This window comes from Faecalicatena contorta, from assembly GCF_021531895.1.
In the GTDB taxonomy this organism is placed as follows: domain Bacteria; phylum Bacillota; class Clostridia; order Lachnospirales; family Lachnospiraceae; genus JAFBIX01.
Genome location: NZ_JAFBIX010000014.1, coordinates 17,649 through 34,303, shown reverse-complemented (window position 1 = coordinate 34,303; position 16,655 = coordinate 17,649). Strand labels below are relative to the sequence as shown.

Here is a 16,655-nt window from a genome sequence, read left to right as displayed (position 1 = left end):
ACTATAGACAGGCTGCTCCGTTGTCAAGGTTCGTGTAAGGATCTTCAAAAAAGTTCCTCTCACTTAACCCATCTTTCGGACGCTGTTTTACAAGGTAGTAACGTAACTTTTTTAAATTTCTCTGGATTTTTGTGTCGGTTTGAAAAACTCCTTACACTATATCCAGACTGGCGAGGCAAAATGTTGCCATCCTTTGAGAATGTTTTTAAAAAAGTACAATTTTGTATTTTGGGCAAAAAATAAGCCTCAAGAGACTTTTTAATCATCTTGGAGCTCCAATTTCCTAAAAAATAGTGATTAAGAAGTCTCTTCAAGCTTATAACACCGGCTGCCAGCTTATATTTGCGGTACTGGCGTACTGCAAAATGTTCCGGATTCTCCGCTTCCAGTTCCTCAAACAGTTCATCCACAGCATTTTTAAATTCTTCATCCTCTTCCCTGGTTTCACTGGCATTGATAAATTCCAGAAGAGTAGCAAAGTTCTGTTCTTCCTCCGGTGCTTCATACCAGATATATCCAATAAGGGCGGTGTACAGAAGACGTTCCGCTTTTATCCAGAAATCCTCAGCTGCTTTTTCACCTTCTCCTTTCGTATTTGCAATGATCGTATTCACCAGTTTCAAAATGTCTTTCTCACTCCGAATATAATGGAATGGGTTGTAATGCATGGACTTTTTGAAATTGATCGTATTCAGTACCTTGATCCGGTATCCATGCCGGACTAACATTGTGCCGCATTCAACAATAATGGTACCTTTCGGATCTGTGACCACATACGATACGTTATCCGGCATCTGCATGAGGTTGGGCTTCACATAGAATCGTGTTTTACCGGATCCGGATCCACCGATGACGATCACATTTTTGTTTCTTGCATACTTCGGAAGTTTCGGGCGGCTGTTCATAGTCAGCCTCTCCGTCTGTGTCAGGATGATATTATTTTCAAATACCGGATCAATAAATGGTTCAATGTCTTTTTCATTTCCCCATCTTGCAGAACCGTATTCTTCGCCCTGCCGGAACTTTTTTGCATTTTTCCCTTTCATGTACACAACACAGCGGAGAAGTAACGCCCCGATGATACCGGCTAAAAGATCCCGGATGTGGAAGCTTGGTATCCACGACCGGAAAGCTACTGGAAGATTCATCAGCATAACACCAAGCTTTTGAACCACAGTTCCGCCGATACAGTGCCGGTAAAGCCATGCACATTTCTCTACCACATAGAAAGCGATGAGATAGGGAATATTCATAGCAACCAGCTTTTTAACACTGACCTTTGATAAGCTTTGCTGGATTGCTGTTTCCAACTTTCCCGGACTTCTGGCTTTTGGTTTCTTTTTACTCATCGCTGCTGTCCCCTCACTTTCTGTTTCACTTTTTCTCTCTGGCGGTGTTTAACGTTCATCTTCTGCACAGACTTCTGCAGTTTCTTCCGCACAGAAGGCTTTTTGGATTTCTTCATGGAAACTCCTGCATATTCCTTAAATGCAGCTGTCATCACATCCACATCCTTCGCCTTAAAGAACACCAGATATCTTCGTGGTGTCACACTGTCGTCCCTTTTCAGGCTGTAATCAATGCCATATTTACGGGCAACCCGGTCAAAGGATTTGATATTCTGGTTTGTGATCTGAATATTGGTCAGCTGCGCTCCCTGTTCCTGCAGCTGCTTGATTGTCTGCTTGCCATGGGGCTTTTTCTTTTCCTGTCTTTGCTTTTCTTTTTCAATCCCACGCTCCCTGGCCTGTCCCTGCTTTTCTGCCTGTTTGATCTGCGATGATTTCTGTCCTTCACGCTCCAGCTCCATAAGAAACTTTCTCATGGCTGCTTTTACCATAGAAGCAGTAATCCTGGCTCCCTGTACACTGAGCGTAATAATCTTCTCATTTACCTCTTCCTGCATTTATCCACCTTCCTTCTCAATCAGGGGAAGAATTCCCTGTTCTTTTAAAAACTCATATAAAAATCTTCTGCCTTTCTGTGTCCATTCTGTCTGGATCCTCACGACCGGGCCGGTGCGGTTTGGATGCATATAGATTGTTCTGCTCTGGACATAACCCTTCCCGGCATAATCAGCATATAACACCCATTGGTCATTAACTTTATACTGGATCCTAAAATCATGAAGAAGCCGGTTAAATGAAACCGCGCTGTATCCATAATCTTTTGCAATCTGTGTGACCAGAACAGATGAGGGGGAATTCATGATCAGATCCAGATAAGCAGCCTTTGGTGCCATATCTTCCAGAAGCATCTGATGTTTGATCAGCTGGTCGCCAAGCTCCGTACATTGTTCCTGCAGCTTTGCAATCTGGGAATTGGCCAGCTGCAATGCTCTTGCCATCACCTGTTCCGGCTGATTCCATGCTTTTTCCAGCTCCAGAAAATACTGGCGATACAGTTTTCCTTTCTCATTTCGAAGGAGCATACAGATGTGTTTTGCCATATCCACTGTAATATAATGATCAACACTGCATCTGCCACCGGTACTTTTATTCATTTTTGGATAAAAGTCCTGACCACTCACAAAACCAAGGGAAATAATACGGTCGATCCAGACACTGTACTGTGTCTTAATACCCAGAGCCTCATACAGTTCTCTGGCACAGATTAAGGGACGGTCATTTTTAACTTCCACTCGCAGCATCGGTATCATAGCATCCGCCTCCTTTTTTCCCGCGCATTTCTTTTTGGAGCTTTGCAATACAGTATCCGATACAGGGTGTATGCTTCCCATAAGGGCAGGTTCTGCAGTTCCCTTCCTCATAATCATTTGGCTCCTTCTTTTCCTCCGGCATCAGGTAATAACATTCCGGCAGAATACAACCTTTGTTTTTGCCCTGCCACCAGTAGCAGTAGTCACAAGACTTTGGCTTGTCTTCCAGATACTTTCTTCCATCAATCTTTGCTCCCGGTAATATCGTTTCTTTTCTTCCCATGTTTTTCCTCATCTTTCTGAAATGCATTAAGGGCATTCATGGATCTCCTTTCCGATTTCCACAAATGCCCTTATGCTTCTGGTTCGTCATTATTTTGTTTCTAAGTTACTATTTACGCTTTCTTCTGATTCCAAAAGCGACTCCAAGACCACCGGCACCGATACCGAGCAGGAGCAGCCACAATTTCATGTTGCGTTCATCCCCTGTTTTCGGTGTATCAGCCTGAACAGCCGGTTTTGCTTCATCCACCATTGTTACATGCTGAACCTCTCCGGTATCCTTCACTTCAAATTCCACATCATTGGCAACCAGATATCCATCCGGTGCGGTTTCTTCACGAAGCGTGTATTTTCCAATCGGAAGCATTTCAATATGATGTGCTTTTTTTGTGGAAGTCCAGCTTTCCACAACCTTTCCATCCTTGTCCAGGATTGTGAGTTTAGCACCCGGAAGTTCCTTCCCTGCAATATCCTGTTTAGAGATTTCCACTTTTGTCACATCATCCTTCATCTGATGCTTCTGAATCTCAGCAGTATTCTCTACGGTAAACTCTATACTTTCTGCTGTCACGTATCCATCTGCAGGCTGCGTTTCTACCAGAGTATATTTCTTACCAACTACCAGTTCTTTGATGACATGAGCCTCTTCTGTGGAAGTCCACTCTTCAACGGTATTTCCATCCTCATCCACCAGTTTCAGCTTGCAGCCCGGAATTTCCTTTCCACCAGTCAGATCGGTCTTCGTGATCTCAACTGTCGTTGCTTCATCCTCAAAAGTAAGATCGACAACAACAGAATCTTCATTTTCACCGGCATAGGAAACAGTAAATTCCTGTACTTCCTCTGCATTTACAAATCCGGCTGGCGCATATAGCTCTTTTACATAGTATTCAGCATCAATCGGAAGATCTGTCATAAAGGTGATCTTTCCTTCAGCATCAGTTGATTTCAGCTCGATAATCTCATCTGCCTCAATCAGTACTTTTCCGGTGGTAGAAGACTTGATATCCTCTTTGGCATAAAGACCAAAGACGCCGCCTTCCAGAACACGATCCTGATCTTTTTCCTTTTTCACAAGATTAATGATCACTCTCTGACGGTGATTCTTCCAGTCATCATTATAGGTTACAACCGGTGTATTCTGATCCACATAGCTTAGATCCACATGACGGATTTCTGAATCCAAAACATATCCGTGAGCTGTTCCCACTTCTTTGACATAGTATTTGCCCAGTGGAAGATTACTCAGTTTTGTAATGCCGGTTTCATCTGTCGTCATCGTTGCCACCAGCTCATCTGCCTTATAATAATCTTCGCTGACACCATCCGCAGCCTTGATATCTTCCTCTGCATATACTTCGAAAGTAACATCGGTCAGGCTGCCGGTAATATAATGGAAAATATGTTCCACCACACCTTTGATCTGATCTACAAGAGACACCTCATTCAGGAATTCTCCCTTTTTATTCAGGATTAGTTCTGCAACCGGCACCTCGTCTTTCATTTCCACTTTCTGGATTTCTGCAGTATCTTCAATCGTAAAGGTGATATCATTTGCAACAAGATATCCATACGGAGCAAATTGTTCGCGAAGTATATAGGTCTCTCCAACGGTCAGACGTTTGATCACATGGGATTCGTCTTTGGAAGACTCCCAGCTGTCGATGATATTTCCATTCTGGTCAAGTACCTGCAGGTACGCACCATCCAGTTCTTCGCCTGTGGTGATATCGGACTTCGTGATTTTCACAACTGTCGGCTCGTTTTTCTTAACTGCTTTCAACTCAACGGTCTGAATGTCCTGTCCCTGATAAGAAGCATCAAAGCTCAGGATCTCATCAGAAGAAACAAAACCGGCAGGAGCATGAAGCTCTTTCACATAATACTGTCCGAGAGGCAGATCCAGTGTACATTTTGCCTGACCATCTTCATCGGAAGTCATCTCCTGAAGCAGGGTATCTGCTTTTATGATTACCTGGCCATCTTTATTGATGATATCTTCGGCATTGTAGATTCCGAAGACAGCACCCGGTACGACATTTCCATTATCTGCATCCTGTTTCTCGACAGAAATCGACACTTTCTGTCTTTCATTGGTGAAGGACACCTGGTCAAATACAACCGGGGTATTCTGATCTGCATATACAAAAACAGCTTTTTCACTGTTCTCATTGTGAACAAATCCTTCCGGTGCCTTGGATTCTTTTACATAATATTCGCCAAGAGGAAGATCTTTCACATACGCATATCCATCTTCATCCGTAGTTACTTTTGCCACCAGGGCATCCTTTGCATAATACAAGGTACGGTTTCCATTTTCATCCATCTGATGATCGGCAGTAAAAATATCTTCTGCAGCATATACTTCAAATGTAACGCCTTTCAGTCCACACAGCTCATACTGGAAATCATGATCATAACCGGCAAGAAGTTCTCCCTGTTTGAAAATGGTCAGGTCTCCCTTAACCGGATGATTCTCATATTCCACTTCGATAATGGCATCTTTACTGGTCGGATCGATCATATAGGCTGTGTTAGTATCTACAGATACCGTTACATAAGCAGAAGACTGTGTATATCCCTCCGGCGCAGTCACTTCTTCGATTCTGTAATTTCCGATCTTCAAATTGTTCGGAAGGATCAGATATCCATTCGCATCGGTAAAATATGATTTGTGAACTTTGGTAGAAGGATAAGTAGTAACCTGCTCGACATATTTCTGATGATCCAGATCATATACTTTAAATTCTGTATTTGCCAGAAGCACACTCTTCTTTGTTTCATCATCTTTCTTGATGATCTTCAGCTTTGCCTCAAATTCCTTATCTAGAAGCACACGCCATACCTGCGGAGTGTCTGGGTGATTCTCATTGATTGTAACGATAAAATCATCCACCGGTTCATAGTTGTGTTTACTGGTTGTCTCTTTTACCACGTATGTTCCATACGGAAGTGGAATAGAGCAGGCATAACCCTTTTCATCTGTAAACATCTCTGTTTTTCCATCTGCTGTGATAACAACTGGATTCGCAGAAGAGAAATCATAAGACCCATCTGCTTTTACTTTCAGATCACTTGCCAGCCAGGCAGAGAAACCAATACCTTTCAAAAGATCGGCATCTGTTTTCCCGTTATTCGCTGCCTTGATAATCTGAAATGGCTGTTTGATCACATCTTCTTTGGAAATTGCTTTTCTTTCTACAACTGGTACATTTGCACCTTCGTAAGAGCAGTCTACCTCATGTTCTTCCTGATCCAGCAGATATCCAACCGGAGGAGTCAGCTCTTTAAAATAATATTTTCCCAGATACAAATTGGAAACCGAAGCCTGTCCGTTTTTATCTGTAGTCAGGGATGTGATCTGGGTTCCTTTCTTATAAAGGACACCTGTTTTCCCATCCGGATGTACAATATCCTCACGTGCAAATAAGCCATAAACAGCACCTTTCAACGTTGCATCACCCTGTGGGGTATTTCCTGTCTCGGCATCCTGCTTATGAAGGGAAATCGTTGCTGTCACTCGTTTATCGGTCACATTCATATTGGATGTTTTTCCAATATTCAATGTTACATTGTAAGCTTTTGCATCAATCGTATATCCTGTCGGAACGGAGATTTCTTTCAGATATACAACTTCCTGTGTCTTCTCAATCGTAACTTTTGCTGCACCATTGGCATCCGTTGCCGGCATCTGTTTGATCAGCTGTGTACATGCAGCATCGCTATAGATACCATAAACCGCACCGGCCAGAGTATTAGATGTCTCACTGTCTTTTTTCACGATAGAAATATAACATTCCTTGGTCCATGTTACTTTGAAATCCACATACTTTTCATTTCCGACACCTTCACCAAATACCAGTGCAAGATCCTGTGTGGAAGATCCTGTTGTTATCTTATAGGCAGAATACTCTTTATCAATGCTTCCTTTCATCTTTGAAGAGAATAAAGCACCCACATCCTCAGCCTGAGATAGTGGGGCAGTAAGATAGAACTGTGTTCCACCGCAGATTTCAACACTCGCACCTGCCGCACTGGTTTTGCCGGTAGTCACATTCACAAGCTTTACTCCCTGTGGAAGTTTAAAGGTAATGGTCTGCAATTCATCTGCTTTGAATGTAATCGTCTTTGTTCTCTGGATATTTCCTTCCACATAAGCGTTCACATCACTATCAGAAAAGCTCATATCCACATCCGGGATATCCGGCATATTGATACAGTAGTTATAAAGCTCCTTAGCAAGAGACCGTCCGGTTGCGTTCGTACCGGAATCCCAGTCACTGGATCCGTTGGCATATGCTGCCGCAAGGTGTGTGATAATAAATCTCTTACCAGCAGAGAAATCCGGGTGTTTTTCATCAAAGAATCCATTCTCGTCACTGGCTTTTGTTCCATAGTAACAAACCTTTGCCAGAGTCTTGCCATCAGATAATTTTGTAATAGAGTACGTACCATCATCCGGTCCATTCTTAGATGGCTGAACACAATATGCTGTCGCTTTGATTCCACCCCAGGACACATAATATGGTGCTGTAATGTAAGAACCTAATCCATAATCAGCATAATGATACCAGCTGCCTCTTGTAATAGATACGGACTGGCTACCGGTTTCTGCAGCCGCTAAAAGCATCGGCATTTCAAAAGTGACCATTTCTCCGGCTTCCAGTTCATTTAAGGCAATTCCCTGATCTACCGCCTCTTCCATAACTTCTGAAAGAGTAGTACCGGTTTCCGGATCAACCGTCTCCTGATTTTCCGTTGATTCGATCTCTGCATCAAATTCTTCCTCGGTGATTTCTTTCCCGGTAACCTCTGTTTCTGTCTCAGCTTCTGATACATTTACCGCTTCATCCGTTTCCGGCTGTTTCATTTCGGAAGAATCCGTTTCCGATTCATCATCACTATCCTCAGATTCTTCTGTTTCCCCGGTACCGGAATCCTGATCTGAAGAACTATCCGAATTCACAGTAGTGTCAGCTTCTTTTGAAACATCTTTTACCGTAATGTTTCTGCTGATCTGATACACCGGATGATCTGTTTTCTGGGGTTCAACAGAATATACCGTTTTATAGATATCTGCATGATCCGTAGAAAACTCTTTCCCTTCATCATTCTGGGCTGCCATGAGCTTCACTTTGGCTTTTTCACTGTCCGGAATCTCAATTCCGGAAAAGTCTGCTTTTACATCGAATCCAGACCCAACCGTTACTTCGATATCTCTGGCAGTTACCACTTCATCCTGATCCAGCTGATCTTTAATTTCCTCGTAATAAGGGATTCTACTGTCAGCTTCATCTGCGGGAGCAGCATAAGCAATTACCGGAGAAAGGGCATTGGTAAACAGTGTAATAGCTGTCAGCATACCTGATACAATTCTCATTGTTTTTCTTTTAAATTTCATGTTCTCATCCTTTCTTATTTGTCTGTATACGAAATGTTTCAGTGTAAAATTTCATATCACTTCATTTTCCTCACATCCTCCTCTCGTTTCAGATTTGTACTATTTGGGACAGTCAGCACTCACGCAAATCTCGTGATTTCTGAGATAACAGCACAAAGATGTGGCGGTATTCACGAATCTCTGTAAACACCGCCACATGGTTTCTACTGTCATCCTCCGATTTGGATTCAGACAAATAAATATTCTATTTTGAGCATTTTCCTGTTTTCATTCCCAGACCCGTTCCTGTTTCGGTTTCCATATTTCCGAAACGTATGCTCTGGCCAGATACGCGAAAGATGCATATTCAAGCCAGGTATCATTCTGGGCAGGCTATGAAGTTTTCAAGGTACGTCGGAAATAAATCCTTATACCTATCCAAAGATTCAGAGCCTCTTATACAACATGGATTGAAAATTATTTTTTATTTCTTTTTCTTTTGACATCACTTGGATTAACTTGCATATAGTTACGGATAATCACAAGTGCTCTCTGGATCAGTCCACTAGCTGCCTGCTGAGAGATTTCGAGATTCTTTGCAATCTCAGCCTGAGATGCACCTTCACAATAATATGCAATTACTGCATATCTCTGTCGTTCATTCAAAAGATCTGAAATTTCTCTCATCATTTCATTCCAAAGCACTTTTTCTGTCATATCAGGTACACAACGGGCTTTGATACTAAAGAAATCATTCTCCTCAATATCAATAGAAATCACTTTATGATTTGACAGAATTCTCCGTCTGCTGTCTTCTACACGATCCATACCAACCATCAGCGGTAAGATGTACCAGTTTTCGTTTTCAAAAAAGTCTGCTCCAAAAGCATCTTTTCTGCCATCTACCGCGCTGTAATCATAGTCCTTACATTCATGTAAGCGAAAAACAGTTCTATGTCTTCCCTCTTCATACAAAACATATCCGTTATCATAAACACTGATTTCCACACCATCTTCGATAATTTCTTTTACAACAATTTCCGCACCTGTATTCAAAAGCTCCTTTTTTCTCAAAATCACTTTTTTCTCGTCTGCAACCGGAACTCTCTTCTTTAAGTCTTTTAATGTCATCATATGGACCACCTTTCTGCCTTGCGGCTACGGGTGATCCAGTCTGCATTTGTTTGGAATATAAAAATTGGTAGCGGAAACAGTCCCGGACCAACCCGTTTTTTTTAAACGGGAGTCCGCGACTCCTCAGCTACCTTTTTCTCTGATGTGTTCTACCTCCTTATTCTCTTTTCATTGCATAATAAACAACTTTTTGAGGCCTTTCATTTTTGCAGATATTCTGTTTTTCATATTTTTCCTGTGTTTTCAGAATAAAAAATCCCTCTATCTATCCAAAGTCTCAAGGGTTCTTATACAACATGGATCTTGAAAAAAATAAAAAAACCGGCAAAACAAATGCACTTGATCGTACAGAATCGAAAATGATTCCATAAACCAGTTACAAATGTTTTGCCGGGCTCTTAATGATTCCAGTCAGATTCAGCTCCTTGACAAACTCTTGATATCCGGTGCAGTCTTGATGGTTCCAGCCAAATTCACCGCCCTGCCGGATATCTCATTCTTATTCACTTTTATGATTTCTTTCCGGAAGGATTCATAAACTTCCTGGAATAAACGGACATCCTTTCTTTCAACTGTTCATCCCGGATGACCAGAGGACGGACAGAGACAATATCATCTTTGACCAAAATTTCCAATGTACTCCTGCATTTTTTGCAATCCACTTCTGAATCGCTCTGTGCACTTTTCTCCAGAAATGCTCCACAGACAGAGCAGTGTACATGCCATTTAATATTACCTGATCCCATAGGCTTCCTCCTTTAAGCAATAACATATGATCTTTCATTTATTACTCAACGGATCCAAGGGAAATAAAAATCCGCCTTATGAGCATCATGGTTGTCCATTCCGTAAGCGCCAAAGCTGCGCGGGCAATCACGATTTCCATATTCAGACTGGCTTTGACAATCTGTTGTTTTCATTTCCGCTTCCTGTCAGCTCCCACTCGCCGCCGGTTTTGCGGAAACTTCCACAAAAATAATTAACAGGGTTCTTCTAATATTTCAAACACATTTCCAGACAGATCTGTAATATCTGAAATTGGTATCTCTGTATCTCCAATCCGGAGATGGATCTGCAGATCAAAGAATTCCACAGTTCCTTCAATGGTACAAAGCTTTCCTTTTCCCGGAAATTCCATACTCTCGACAAAATATGTTGCCTGAATCCACATACCTGTAGAAAGATACTGTAACTTTCTGTCCAGTTCCTGCTTCTTTTCCTCAGACAGATCCTTTCTGGATTCATAAAGGATCTCTTTTTTCCGGACCGACTCTTCAAATCCCCGAAGAGCAGCAAACGGTGCAAACTGCTTTGCCCGGTGTCCCACATCCATCTTTCGCCGGTTGGACACCGGTCTTGGCATATAAATTAATTTTGCATACGCACTTGCCATCATGATCTATGCACCTCCTTATGCACGATGACCGCCAATCTGATTATTTCGTTCTCTGTATGTAGAGCAGTCAAGCAGATTAGCTCCCCGCATAATCGCATTTTTTCCATATTTCTTTTTTACATCCAGAATAGCCTGCTGTAAGTTCTTTTCCTTTTCGACTGTAGCCGGATCTGTAAACAGATCATACTGCAGATATCCTTCCGGCATGACCCGATTGGCGCAGATCTCGATCCTCCGGATCCCTGTATGACGGTCTGTAATTTTCTGATACAGTTTATCCACTTCATCCATGATAGTGCTGGAACTGTTTGTCAAAGATGTCAGCCGCACGGTCCCATGGGATGAAGGCCGCTCATATCGATGATCATAAGCAATCCAAAGTGTGACAGAGCCAGTGATCAATCCTTTAGACACCAGATCCAGAACAAGAACGTCTGTCATTTCCCGGACAACCACCGCTGCCTCCTCAAAAGAGTAATTCCGCATGAGGACCTGCCCGTTAGACAGGCTGTGTTCCTCCGTGTGGTAATTCTTGATATCATGAATATCACAGGATTCCAGCCCCCAGGCATGATCAATCAGCAGTTCTGCATCGATTCCAAACATCTTATAGAGCCACTCCTCAGATGTAACAGACGTATAAGCAATATCTCCCATGGTATGGATTCCATAACCGGCAAGTTTCTTTTCTGTTCTGGAACCAATCCTCCAGAAATCACTGAGCGGACGATGATCCCATAACTGCTGTCTGTAGGATATCTCGTTCAAAATACCAATGTGATCCTCCACATGTTTTGCCACAATATCCATGGCAACCTTTGCCAGATACAGGTTCGTACCGATCCCTGCAGTAGCAGTAATACCGGTTTCTTTCATCACCGCATCCATAAGCTCAACCGCCATTTCCTTTCCTGTCATATGATAAAGGGACAGATAATTCGTCACATCCATAAAACATTCATCAATACTGTATACATGAATGTCCTCTTTGGAAACATACCGGAGATAGATACTGTATATTCTGGCAGAATAATCAATGTACAACTGCATTCTCGGCATGGCTGTAATATATTCAATACCTGCCGGAATCTCATGGATGCGGCACCGGTTCTTCACCCCCAGCTTCTTCATAGCCGGAGTAATAGCCAGGCAGATCGTAGACTGTGATCTTGTCGGATCCGCAACGACCAGATTTGTCTTAAATGGATCAAGGCCTCTTTCTACACACTCGACGGACGCATAGAAGGATTTCAGATCGATACAGATAAAAGACTTCTGACGTCCCATTTTTTCACCTCTTTTGCACGTAATTTCCTATTTTCTCTTCTAATTGCTTCTTCCTACGTCATTTATTCACATTCCAGATGCAATAATACAACTGAAAACCCGCTAAAATAGGCAATTTATAAGAGATTAATATTGACATTATAGGAAATATTGTTTATATTATATGCAAGTAATTGCTTATCTGTTGTGATTCACATTATAGGCAATCAATTTCGCATTGTCAAGAGTTAACTTGCGTATTTTAGGAAATTACTTTCCTGCTTTTGCTCCGGGATAAGTCAATAAACCTGAAATAGCTTAGAAATGAGGTATTGTTATGACATTCGGTGAGAAAGTAAAAACATTGAGAAAGACAAAGGATATGAGCCAAACCCAACTGGCTCAGGCAGTCGGTGTATCTTTAAGAACAGTGGGCGGATGGGAGAAAGAAGGACGTTATCCAAAACAGCATGAACTTTATCAGAAACTTGCGGATACTTTGGGATGTGATGTTTCTTATCTCATGACAGAAGAGGAATCCTTTATTACAGAAGCCACAGAACAATATGGATCCAGAGGAGCCAGACAGGCACAGCAAATTCTGGAACAGGCAGCCGCTATGTTCGCCGGTGGAGAATTATCTGATGAAGATAAAACCGCTTTCATGGATGAGATCCAGATGCTTTATCTGGATTCCAAAAGACGTGCCAAGAAGTTTACACCGAAAAAGTATCTCAATGAAAAGTAAGTGTCCTTTTTATTGTACAGCATTTGGAGTACATTATACTTGTGGGGAACTCTCCGCATCTTTGAGATAACGGATCTTTTGAGGTGATTTATTTGGGAAATAGTTATATCTACGCAAAAGTGGAAAAACTGGTCAAACGCTTTAAGACCAGAGACCCTTTTGAACTTCTCGACTGCATGAACGTCGTAGTCGGAGAAACATCGAATTATAAGAAATTAAAAGGTTACTGCTTCATGAGCTGCCAGACGATCTATGTCATGATCAGCAGTTTCCTTTCTGAAGAAGAGCAGCGCATCGTTGCTGCACACGAACTGGGGCATATCATCCTGCACCGGTCACAGCTGAAAATGGCTCCCATGAAGGATGATGTGCTTTACAATATGATGGATTCTACAGAATATGAAGCCAATCTGTTTGCTGCAGATCTTCTTCTCGAAGACGACGATGTGGCTGAAATGTCCAAGAACGAAGACCTGAATTATTTTGGATTCTGTAGCAGCCTGAATGCCAGCCCGGAACTCATGAGCTTCAAGCTCTACAGCCTGATGAAACGCGGGCAGGCTTATCATATGCCGATGGAGATACAGAGTAATTTTCTGGCGAAATAGAATAAGAATTAAACAAATCGGAATTTTACGGTCAGTAAGGAATGCGTAAAGTTATATGATTGTATTATAAGCGATTTGTTAAATTTTTATAACCACTTGTATTTGCCTGCGATTTATGGTATAATATTTTGAAATTTAGAAAGAGGTGGGAAGATGATTAACTTTTCTTGCAAATAAAATCAAAATATGCGGTAGTGCTATACTTTGGCATTATTGTGTCTATTGCAAGAAAGTTATATGTCTATCTTACTCAATATAGTGCTGTTGCCACTTTTGCTTAGTGGTGTTATTTTATGCTATGACGAGCTGCAAGGATAAACTTTCTTGTGGCTCTTATTTTGTTTTGGAGGTGCTTTATGAATAGTGCAGAACAGATAGTTACACATGATTCACTCCGTATAGTGTCGGTTCCTTTTGGTGAAATCTATACGTAGTAAACATTCACCGAACCGACTTTGTATCGTATGACATGCAAAGGAGGATAATATTTATGTCAATGATTAAAATTGAAAACCTTACGTTTTCATATCCGACAAGTTATGATAATGTTTTTGAAAATGTCAGTTTCCAGGTTGATACCGATTGGAAGCTTGGTTTTGTGGGCAGAAACGGACGAGGTAAAACAACCTTTCTGAATCTTCTGCTTGGGAAATATGAGTATAGTGGAAAAATCCTATCATCCGTACAGTTTGATTATTTTCCTTATCCCGTTTCAGATAAGAATCGTATTACAGAGGATATATTGCAGGAGATTTGCCCACTTGCGGAAGAATGGGAACTTATGCGAGAACTTTCTTATCTTGATGTTGATGTCGATGTGCTTTGGCGACCTTTTGAAACACTTTCCAACGGAGAGCAGACAAAGGTTTTGATTGCCGCTCTTTTTCTTAATGAAGGGCATTTCCTACTGATTGATGAACCTACCAACCATTTGGATGCCAAAGCGAGAAAAAGTGTGGCGGCATATCTGAAAAAGAAAAAGGGATTCATCTTAGTTTCTCACGATCGTCGCTTTCTTGACGATTGTGTTGACTATATTCTATCGATTAACCGAGCGAATATCGAAGTGCAAAGAGGAAACTTTTCATCATGGATGTCAAATTTTGAGCGACAGCAAGAATTTGAACTGGCTCAGAACGAACGTTTGCAAAAGGACATCAGACGATTACAGCAGTCGGCAAAACGCGCTGCAGTATGGTCTGAACGTGTAGAAGCTTCCAAAATTGGGGCAGCAGATAAAGGTTATGTCGGTCATAAAGCCGCCAAAATGATGAAGCGTTCAAAATCTATAGAAGCGAGACAACAACAGACAATCGAACAAAAATCAGCATTGCTGAAAAATATGGAAACCGCAGAAGCCCTCAAGATACAACCGCTTAATTACCATACAGATTTGCTTGCATCATTATCGAATGTAGTAGTTTATTATGATGGCATTTCAGTTTGTGAACCCGTTTCGTTTGAAATAAGACAGGGAGAACGCATTGTGCTTGATGGAAAGAACGGCAGTGGCAAAAGTAGCCTGTTAAAGTTGGTAGTCGGGCAGTCCATAGATTATACGGGTACAGTAACACTTGGCTCTGGGCTTGTAATTTCTTATGTGCCACAGGATACATCGTATTTATGTGGAACCCTTTCCGAGTTTGCAGAAGAAAACAACCTTGATGAAAGTTTGTTCAAGGCAATTCTTAGGAAAATGGACTTTGAGCGTGTACAGTTTGAAAAGGATATTAAAGACTTTTCTGGCGGGCAAAAGAAGAAAGTCCTAATTGCGAAAAGCCTTTGTGAAAAGGCACACTTGTATGTATGGGATGAACCGCTCAACTTTATTGATGTGTACTCACGTATGCAGATTGAACAACTCATAACGGAGTTTGCCCCGACCATGCTCCTGGTAGAACATGACAGTGTTTTTCGAGATACTGTGGCAAGTAAAATTGTGAATATCTAAATTGGTTCTTCCGCAATTTTACGTTTTTCGCTTTAATAAAAATGGAGAATGCTGATTTACACTGGCATTCCAGTATTGAAAAATTACAAAATACGGATAATTGCGTAAGAACCTCTAAATTAAAATAATTGTATGGGTTAATTCCAGCTTTACAGAGACTCAAATTCCAGTTTGTAGAATTGGAATAAAAAAATCAGGACGTAGGGGATTGAAAACCTACGTCCTGATTTTTGTACTACCTATCCTTAATATACATCTCGATCAATTTATTCAAAGACACTTCAAACCTTTTATCGTCTGCCTCTGTCCGCTTTGCCGGACCTTTCAAATGATGTTTTTTCTTTGAGTTTCTGGCTTTCTTCGTCAAATGTCGTTCCATCAGCATCTGATCTATATTTTCATCTGTATACCATTTACCGCTCTGATGGATACCATATGCACCTTTACCCAGAATCATTGCCGCGACACCATAATCCTGCGTTACAACAATGTCTCCTTTCTGGCACAGACTGACCAGTTTAAAATCTACTGCATCAGCACCGGCTCCCACTGTGATTACTTCACTGTAATCTGAATATAAAACATGTATGAAACCAGATAAGGAGAAAACGTAAATTGTGTTAATGATAGCAGACATGAGTATGGAGTGAATATCTTATTTGGAGGAAAAACAAATGGTACAATCAATCTTTGAGGAAATGGGCGGCAGATACGAACGGCAAGGCGAATACATTTTACCCTGCCTTACCATACCACCCGAAAAGGAACAGTCGATAGACTTATTCGGACGGCGGCACTTGGACTATCTGCGGGAGTACCGCAAAATTACATACACCAATCTTCTCACAAGCGGCAGGCTCAATGCTTACCTTGCCGACATTGACAGACAGGCACAGGAACACTTTGAACGGCTCATAGAGGGCATGAAGCAAGCACAGGGCATAACGGAATGCCTAAAGGAAGAAAACGCCTTAGAATGGACTGGAAGAACGAATAACATAAGGGCTTGTGCGAGGGAGATTGTGGAAAAGGAAATTATTTTTGCATAAACAGATGATTAGTGGCAGGGGGAAATCCTGCCGCTTTTTCTGCTTTAGTTTGTCAGCTTGACAAATAAAGGGTTAAGGAATATAATTAGATTCAGTATTATACAAGGAGTTAATAAATATGCGGCAAGGTATTCTTAAATAAACTGTCAATTTGATAGTGGGAACAAAAAGTAGCAGTCCCG

General features: G+C 41.6%; 14 protein-coding genes and 1 pseudogene. 4 read left to right on the top strand and 11 right to left on the bottom strand.

Annotation, left to right across the window (positions count from 1 at the left end):
- Positions 1-59 precede the first annotated feature (59 nt).
- The 10 genes and pseudogenes from JQM81_RS06925 to JQM81_RS06885 all read right to left on the bottom strand — a co-directional run.
- Positions 60-1,058: pseudogene (locus tag JQM81_RS06925) on the bottom strand (type IV secretory system conjugative DNA transfer family protein); the annotation flags it as partial.
- Positions 1,059-1,345: 287 nt separating this feature from the next.
- A complete protein-coding gene (locus JQM81_RS06920; protein ID WP_235232798.1) occupies positions 1,346-1,906 on the bottom strand; it encodes a PcfB family protein in 561 nt (186 codons plus the stop codon).
- Positions 1,907-2,659, bottom strand: a complete 753-nt coding sequence (locus JQM81_RS06915) for a phage antirepressor KilAC domain-containing protein (protein WP_235232797.1) — start codon at positions 2,657-2,659, stop codon at positions 1,907-1,909.
- Positions 2,631-2,942, bottom strand: a complete 312-nt coding sequence (locus JQM81_RS06910) for a hypothetical protein (protein ID WP_235232796.1) — start codon at positions 2,940-2,942, stop codon at positions 2,631-2,633. The genes JQM81_RS06915 and JQM81_RS06910 overlap by 29 nt, the downstream gene beginning before the upstream one ends.
- A 108-nt stretch (positions 2,943-3,050) precedes the next feature.
- The gene (locus JQM81_RS06905) at positions 3,051-8,342 is read right to left on the bottom strand and encodes a SpaA isopeptide-forming pilin-related protein (protein WP_235232795.1); all 5,292 of its coding nucleotides are present in this window, start codon (positions 8,340-8,342) and stop codon (positions 3,051-3,053) included.
- 456 nt (positions 8,343-8,798) lie between these two features.
- A complete protein-coding gene (locus JQM81_RS06900) occupies positions 8,799-9,455 on the bottom strand; it encodes a sigma factor-like helix-turn-helix DNA-binding protein (protein WP_154433122.1) in 657 nt (218 codons plus the stop codon).
- A gap of 509 nt (positions 9,456-9,964) precedes the next feature.
- Positions 9,965-10,201 carry a hypothetical protein gene (locus JQM81_RS06895; RefSeq protein WP_154580941.1) on the bottom strand — a complete coding sequence of 79 codons (237 nt, stop codon included), beginning with the start codon at positions 10,199-10,201 and terminating at the stop codon, positions 9,965-9,967.
- Positions 10,202-10,246: 45 nt separating this feature from the next.
- Entirely contained in the window at positions 10,247-10,375 is a 129-nt protein-coding gene (locus JQM81_RS13585; protein WP_268825326.1) for a hypothetical protein, read from the bottom strand.
- 59 nt (positions 10,376-10,434) lie between these two features.
- Positions 10,435-10,851 carry a YolD-like family protein gene (locus JQM81_RS06890; protein ID WP_235232794.1) on the bottom strand — a complete coding sequence of 139 codons (417 nt, stop codon included), beginning with the start codon at positions 10,849-10,851 and terminating at the stop codon, positions 10,435-10,437.
- A gap of 15 nt (positions 10,852-10,866) precedes the next feature.
- Positions 10,867-12,138, bottom strand: coding sequence for a DNA repair protein (locus JQM81_RS06885; RefSeq protein ID WP_235232793.1), 1,272 nt, complete (start codon positions 12,136-12,138; stop codon positions 10,867-10,869).
- 316 nt (positions 12,139-12,454) lie between these two features.
- On the opposite strand from JQM81_RS06885, the gene JQM81_RS06880 reads away from it, so the two are divergent.
- From JQM81_RS06880 to JQM81_RS06870, 3 genes are all read left to right on the top strand, one after another.
- The gene (locus JQM81_RS06880; protein WP_235232792.1) at positions 12,455-12,865 is read left to right on the top strand and encodes a helix-turn-helix domain-containing protein; all 411 of its coding nucleotides are present in this window, start codon (positions 12,455-12,457) and stop codon (positions 12,863-12,865) included.
- An 83-nt stretch (positions 12,866-12,948) separates the two neighbouring features.
- Positions 12,949-13,473 carry an ImmA/IrrE family metallo-endopeptidase gene (locus tag JQM81_RS06875; RefSeq protein ID WP_235232791.1) on the top strand — a complete coding sequence of 175 codons (525 nt, stop codon included), beginning with the start codon at positions 12,949-12,951 and terminating at the stop codon, positions 13,471-13,473.
- A gap of 490 nt (positions 13,474-13,963) precedes the next feature.
- Positions 13,964-15,424 (top strand): Lsa family ABC-F type ribosomal protection protein, encoded by a 1,461-nt coding sequence (locus tag JQM81_RS06870; RefSeq protein ID WP_002584327.1) that lies wholly within the window; start codon positions 13,964-13,966, stop codon positions 15,422-15,424.
- A gap of 235 nt (positions 15,425-15,659) precedes the next feature.
- Here JQM81_RS06870 and JQM81_RS06865 read toward each other — a convergent pair whose 3' ends face one another.
- A complete protein-coding gene (locus tag JQM81_RS06865) occupies positions 15,660-16,061 on the bottom strand; it encodes a DUF188 domain-containing protein (protein ID WP_268826466.1) in 402 nt (133 codons plus the stop codon).
- A 37-nt stretch (positions 16,062-16,098) separates the two neighbouring features.
- Between JQM81_RS06865 and JQM81_RS06860 the strand changes: the two genes are divergently transcribed.
- Entirely contained in the window at positions 16,099-16,473 is a 375-nt protein-coding gene (locus tag JQM81_RS06860; protein ID WP_015535394.1) for a TnpV protein, read from the top strand.
- The last annotated feature ends 182 nt before the right edge of the window (positions 16,474-16,655 follow it).

Coding starts and splice junctions, on each gene's coding strand:
- JQM81_RS06920 (WP_235232798.1), bottom strand. CDS start 1,906: ATGCAGGAAGAGGTAAATGAGAAGATTATTACGCTCAGTGTACAGGGA.
- JQM81_RS06915 (WP_235232797.1), bottom strand. CDS start 2,659: ATGATACCGATGCTGCGAGTGGAAGTTAAAAATGACCGTCCCTTAATC.
- JQM81_RS06910 (WP_235232796.1), bottom strand. CDS start 2,942: ATGGGAAGAAAAGAAACGATATTACCGGGAGCAAAGATTGATGGAAGA.
- JQM81_RS06905 (WP_235232795.1), bottom strand. CDS start 8,342: ATGAAATTTAAAAGAAAAACAATGAGAATTGTATCAGGTATGCTGACA.
- JQM81_RS06900 (WP_154433122.1), bottom strand. CDS start 9,455: ATGATGACATTAAAAGACTTAAAGAAGAGAGTTCCGGTTGCAGACGAG.
- JQM81_RS06895 (WP_154580941.1), bottom strand. CDS start 10,201: ATGGGATCAGGTAATATTAAATGGCATGTACACTGCTCTGTCTGTGGA.
- JQM81_RS13585 (WP_268825326.1), bottom strand. CDS start 10,375: ATGAAAACAACAGATTGTCAAAGCCAGTCTGAATATGGAAATCGTGAT.
- JQM81_RS06890 (WP_235232794.1), bottom strand. CDS start 10,851: ATGATGGCAAGTGCGTATGCAAAATTAATTTATATGCCAAGACCGGTG.
- JQM81_RS06885 (WP_235232793.1), bottom strand. CDS start 12,138: ATGGGACGTCAGAAGTCTTTTATCTGTATCGATCTGAAATCCTTCTAT.
- JQM81_RS06880 (WP_235232792.1), top strand. CDS start 12,455: ATGACATTCGGTGAGAAAGTAAAAACATTGAGAAAGACAAAGGATATG.
- JQM81_RS06870 (WP_002584327.1), top strand. CDS start 13,964: ATGTCAATGATTAAAATTGAAAACCTTACGTTTTCATATCCGACAAGT.
- JQM81_RS06865 (WP_268826466.1), bottom strand. CDS start 16,061: ATGTCTGCTATCATTAACACAATTTACGTTTTCTCCTTATCTGGTTTC.
- JQM81_RS06860 (WP_015535394.1), top strand. CDS start 16,099: ATGGTACAATCAATCTTTGAGGAAATGGGCGGCAGATACGAACGGCAA.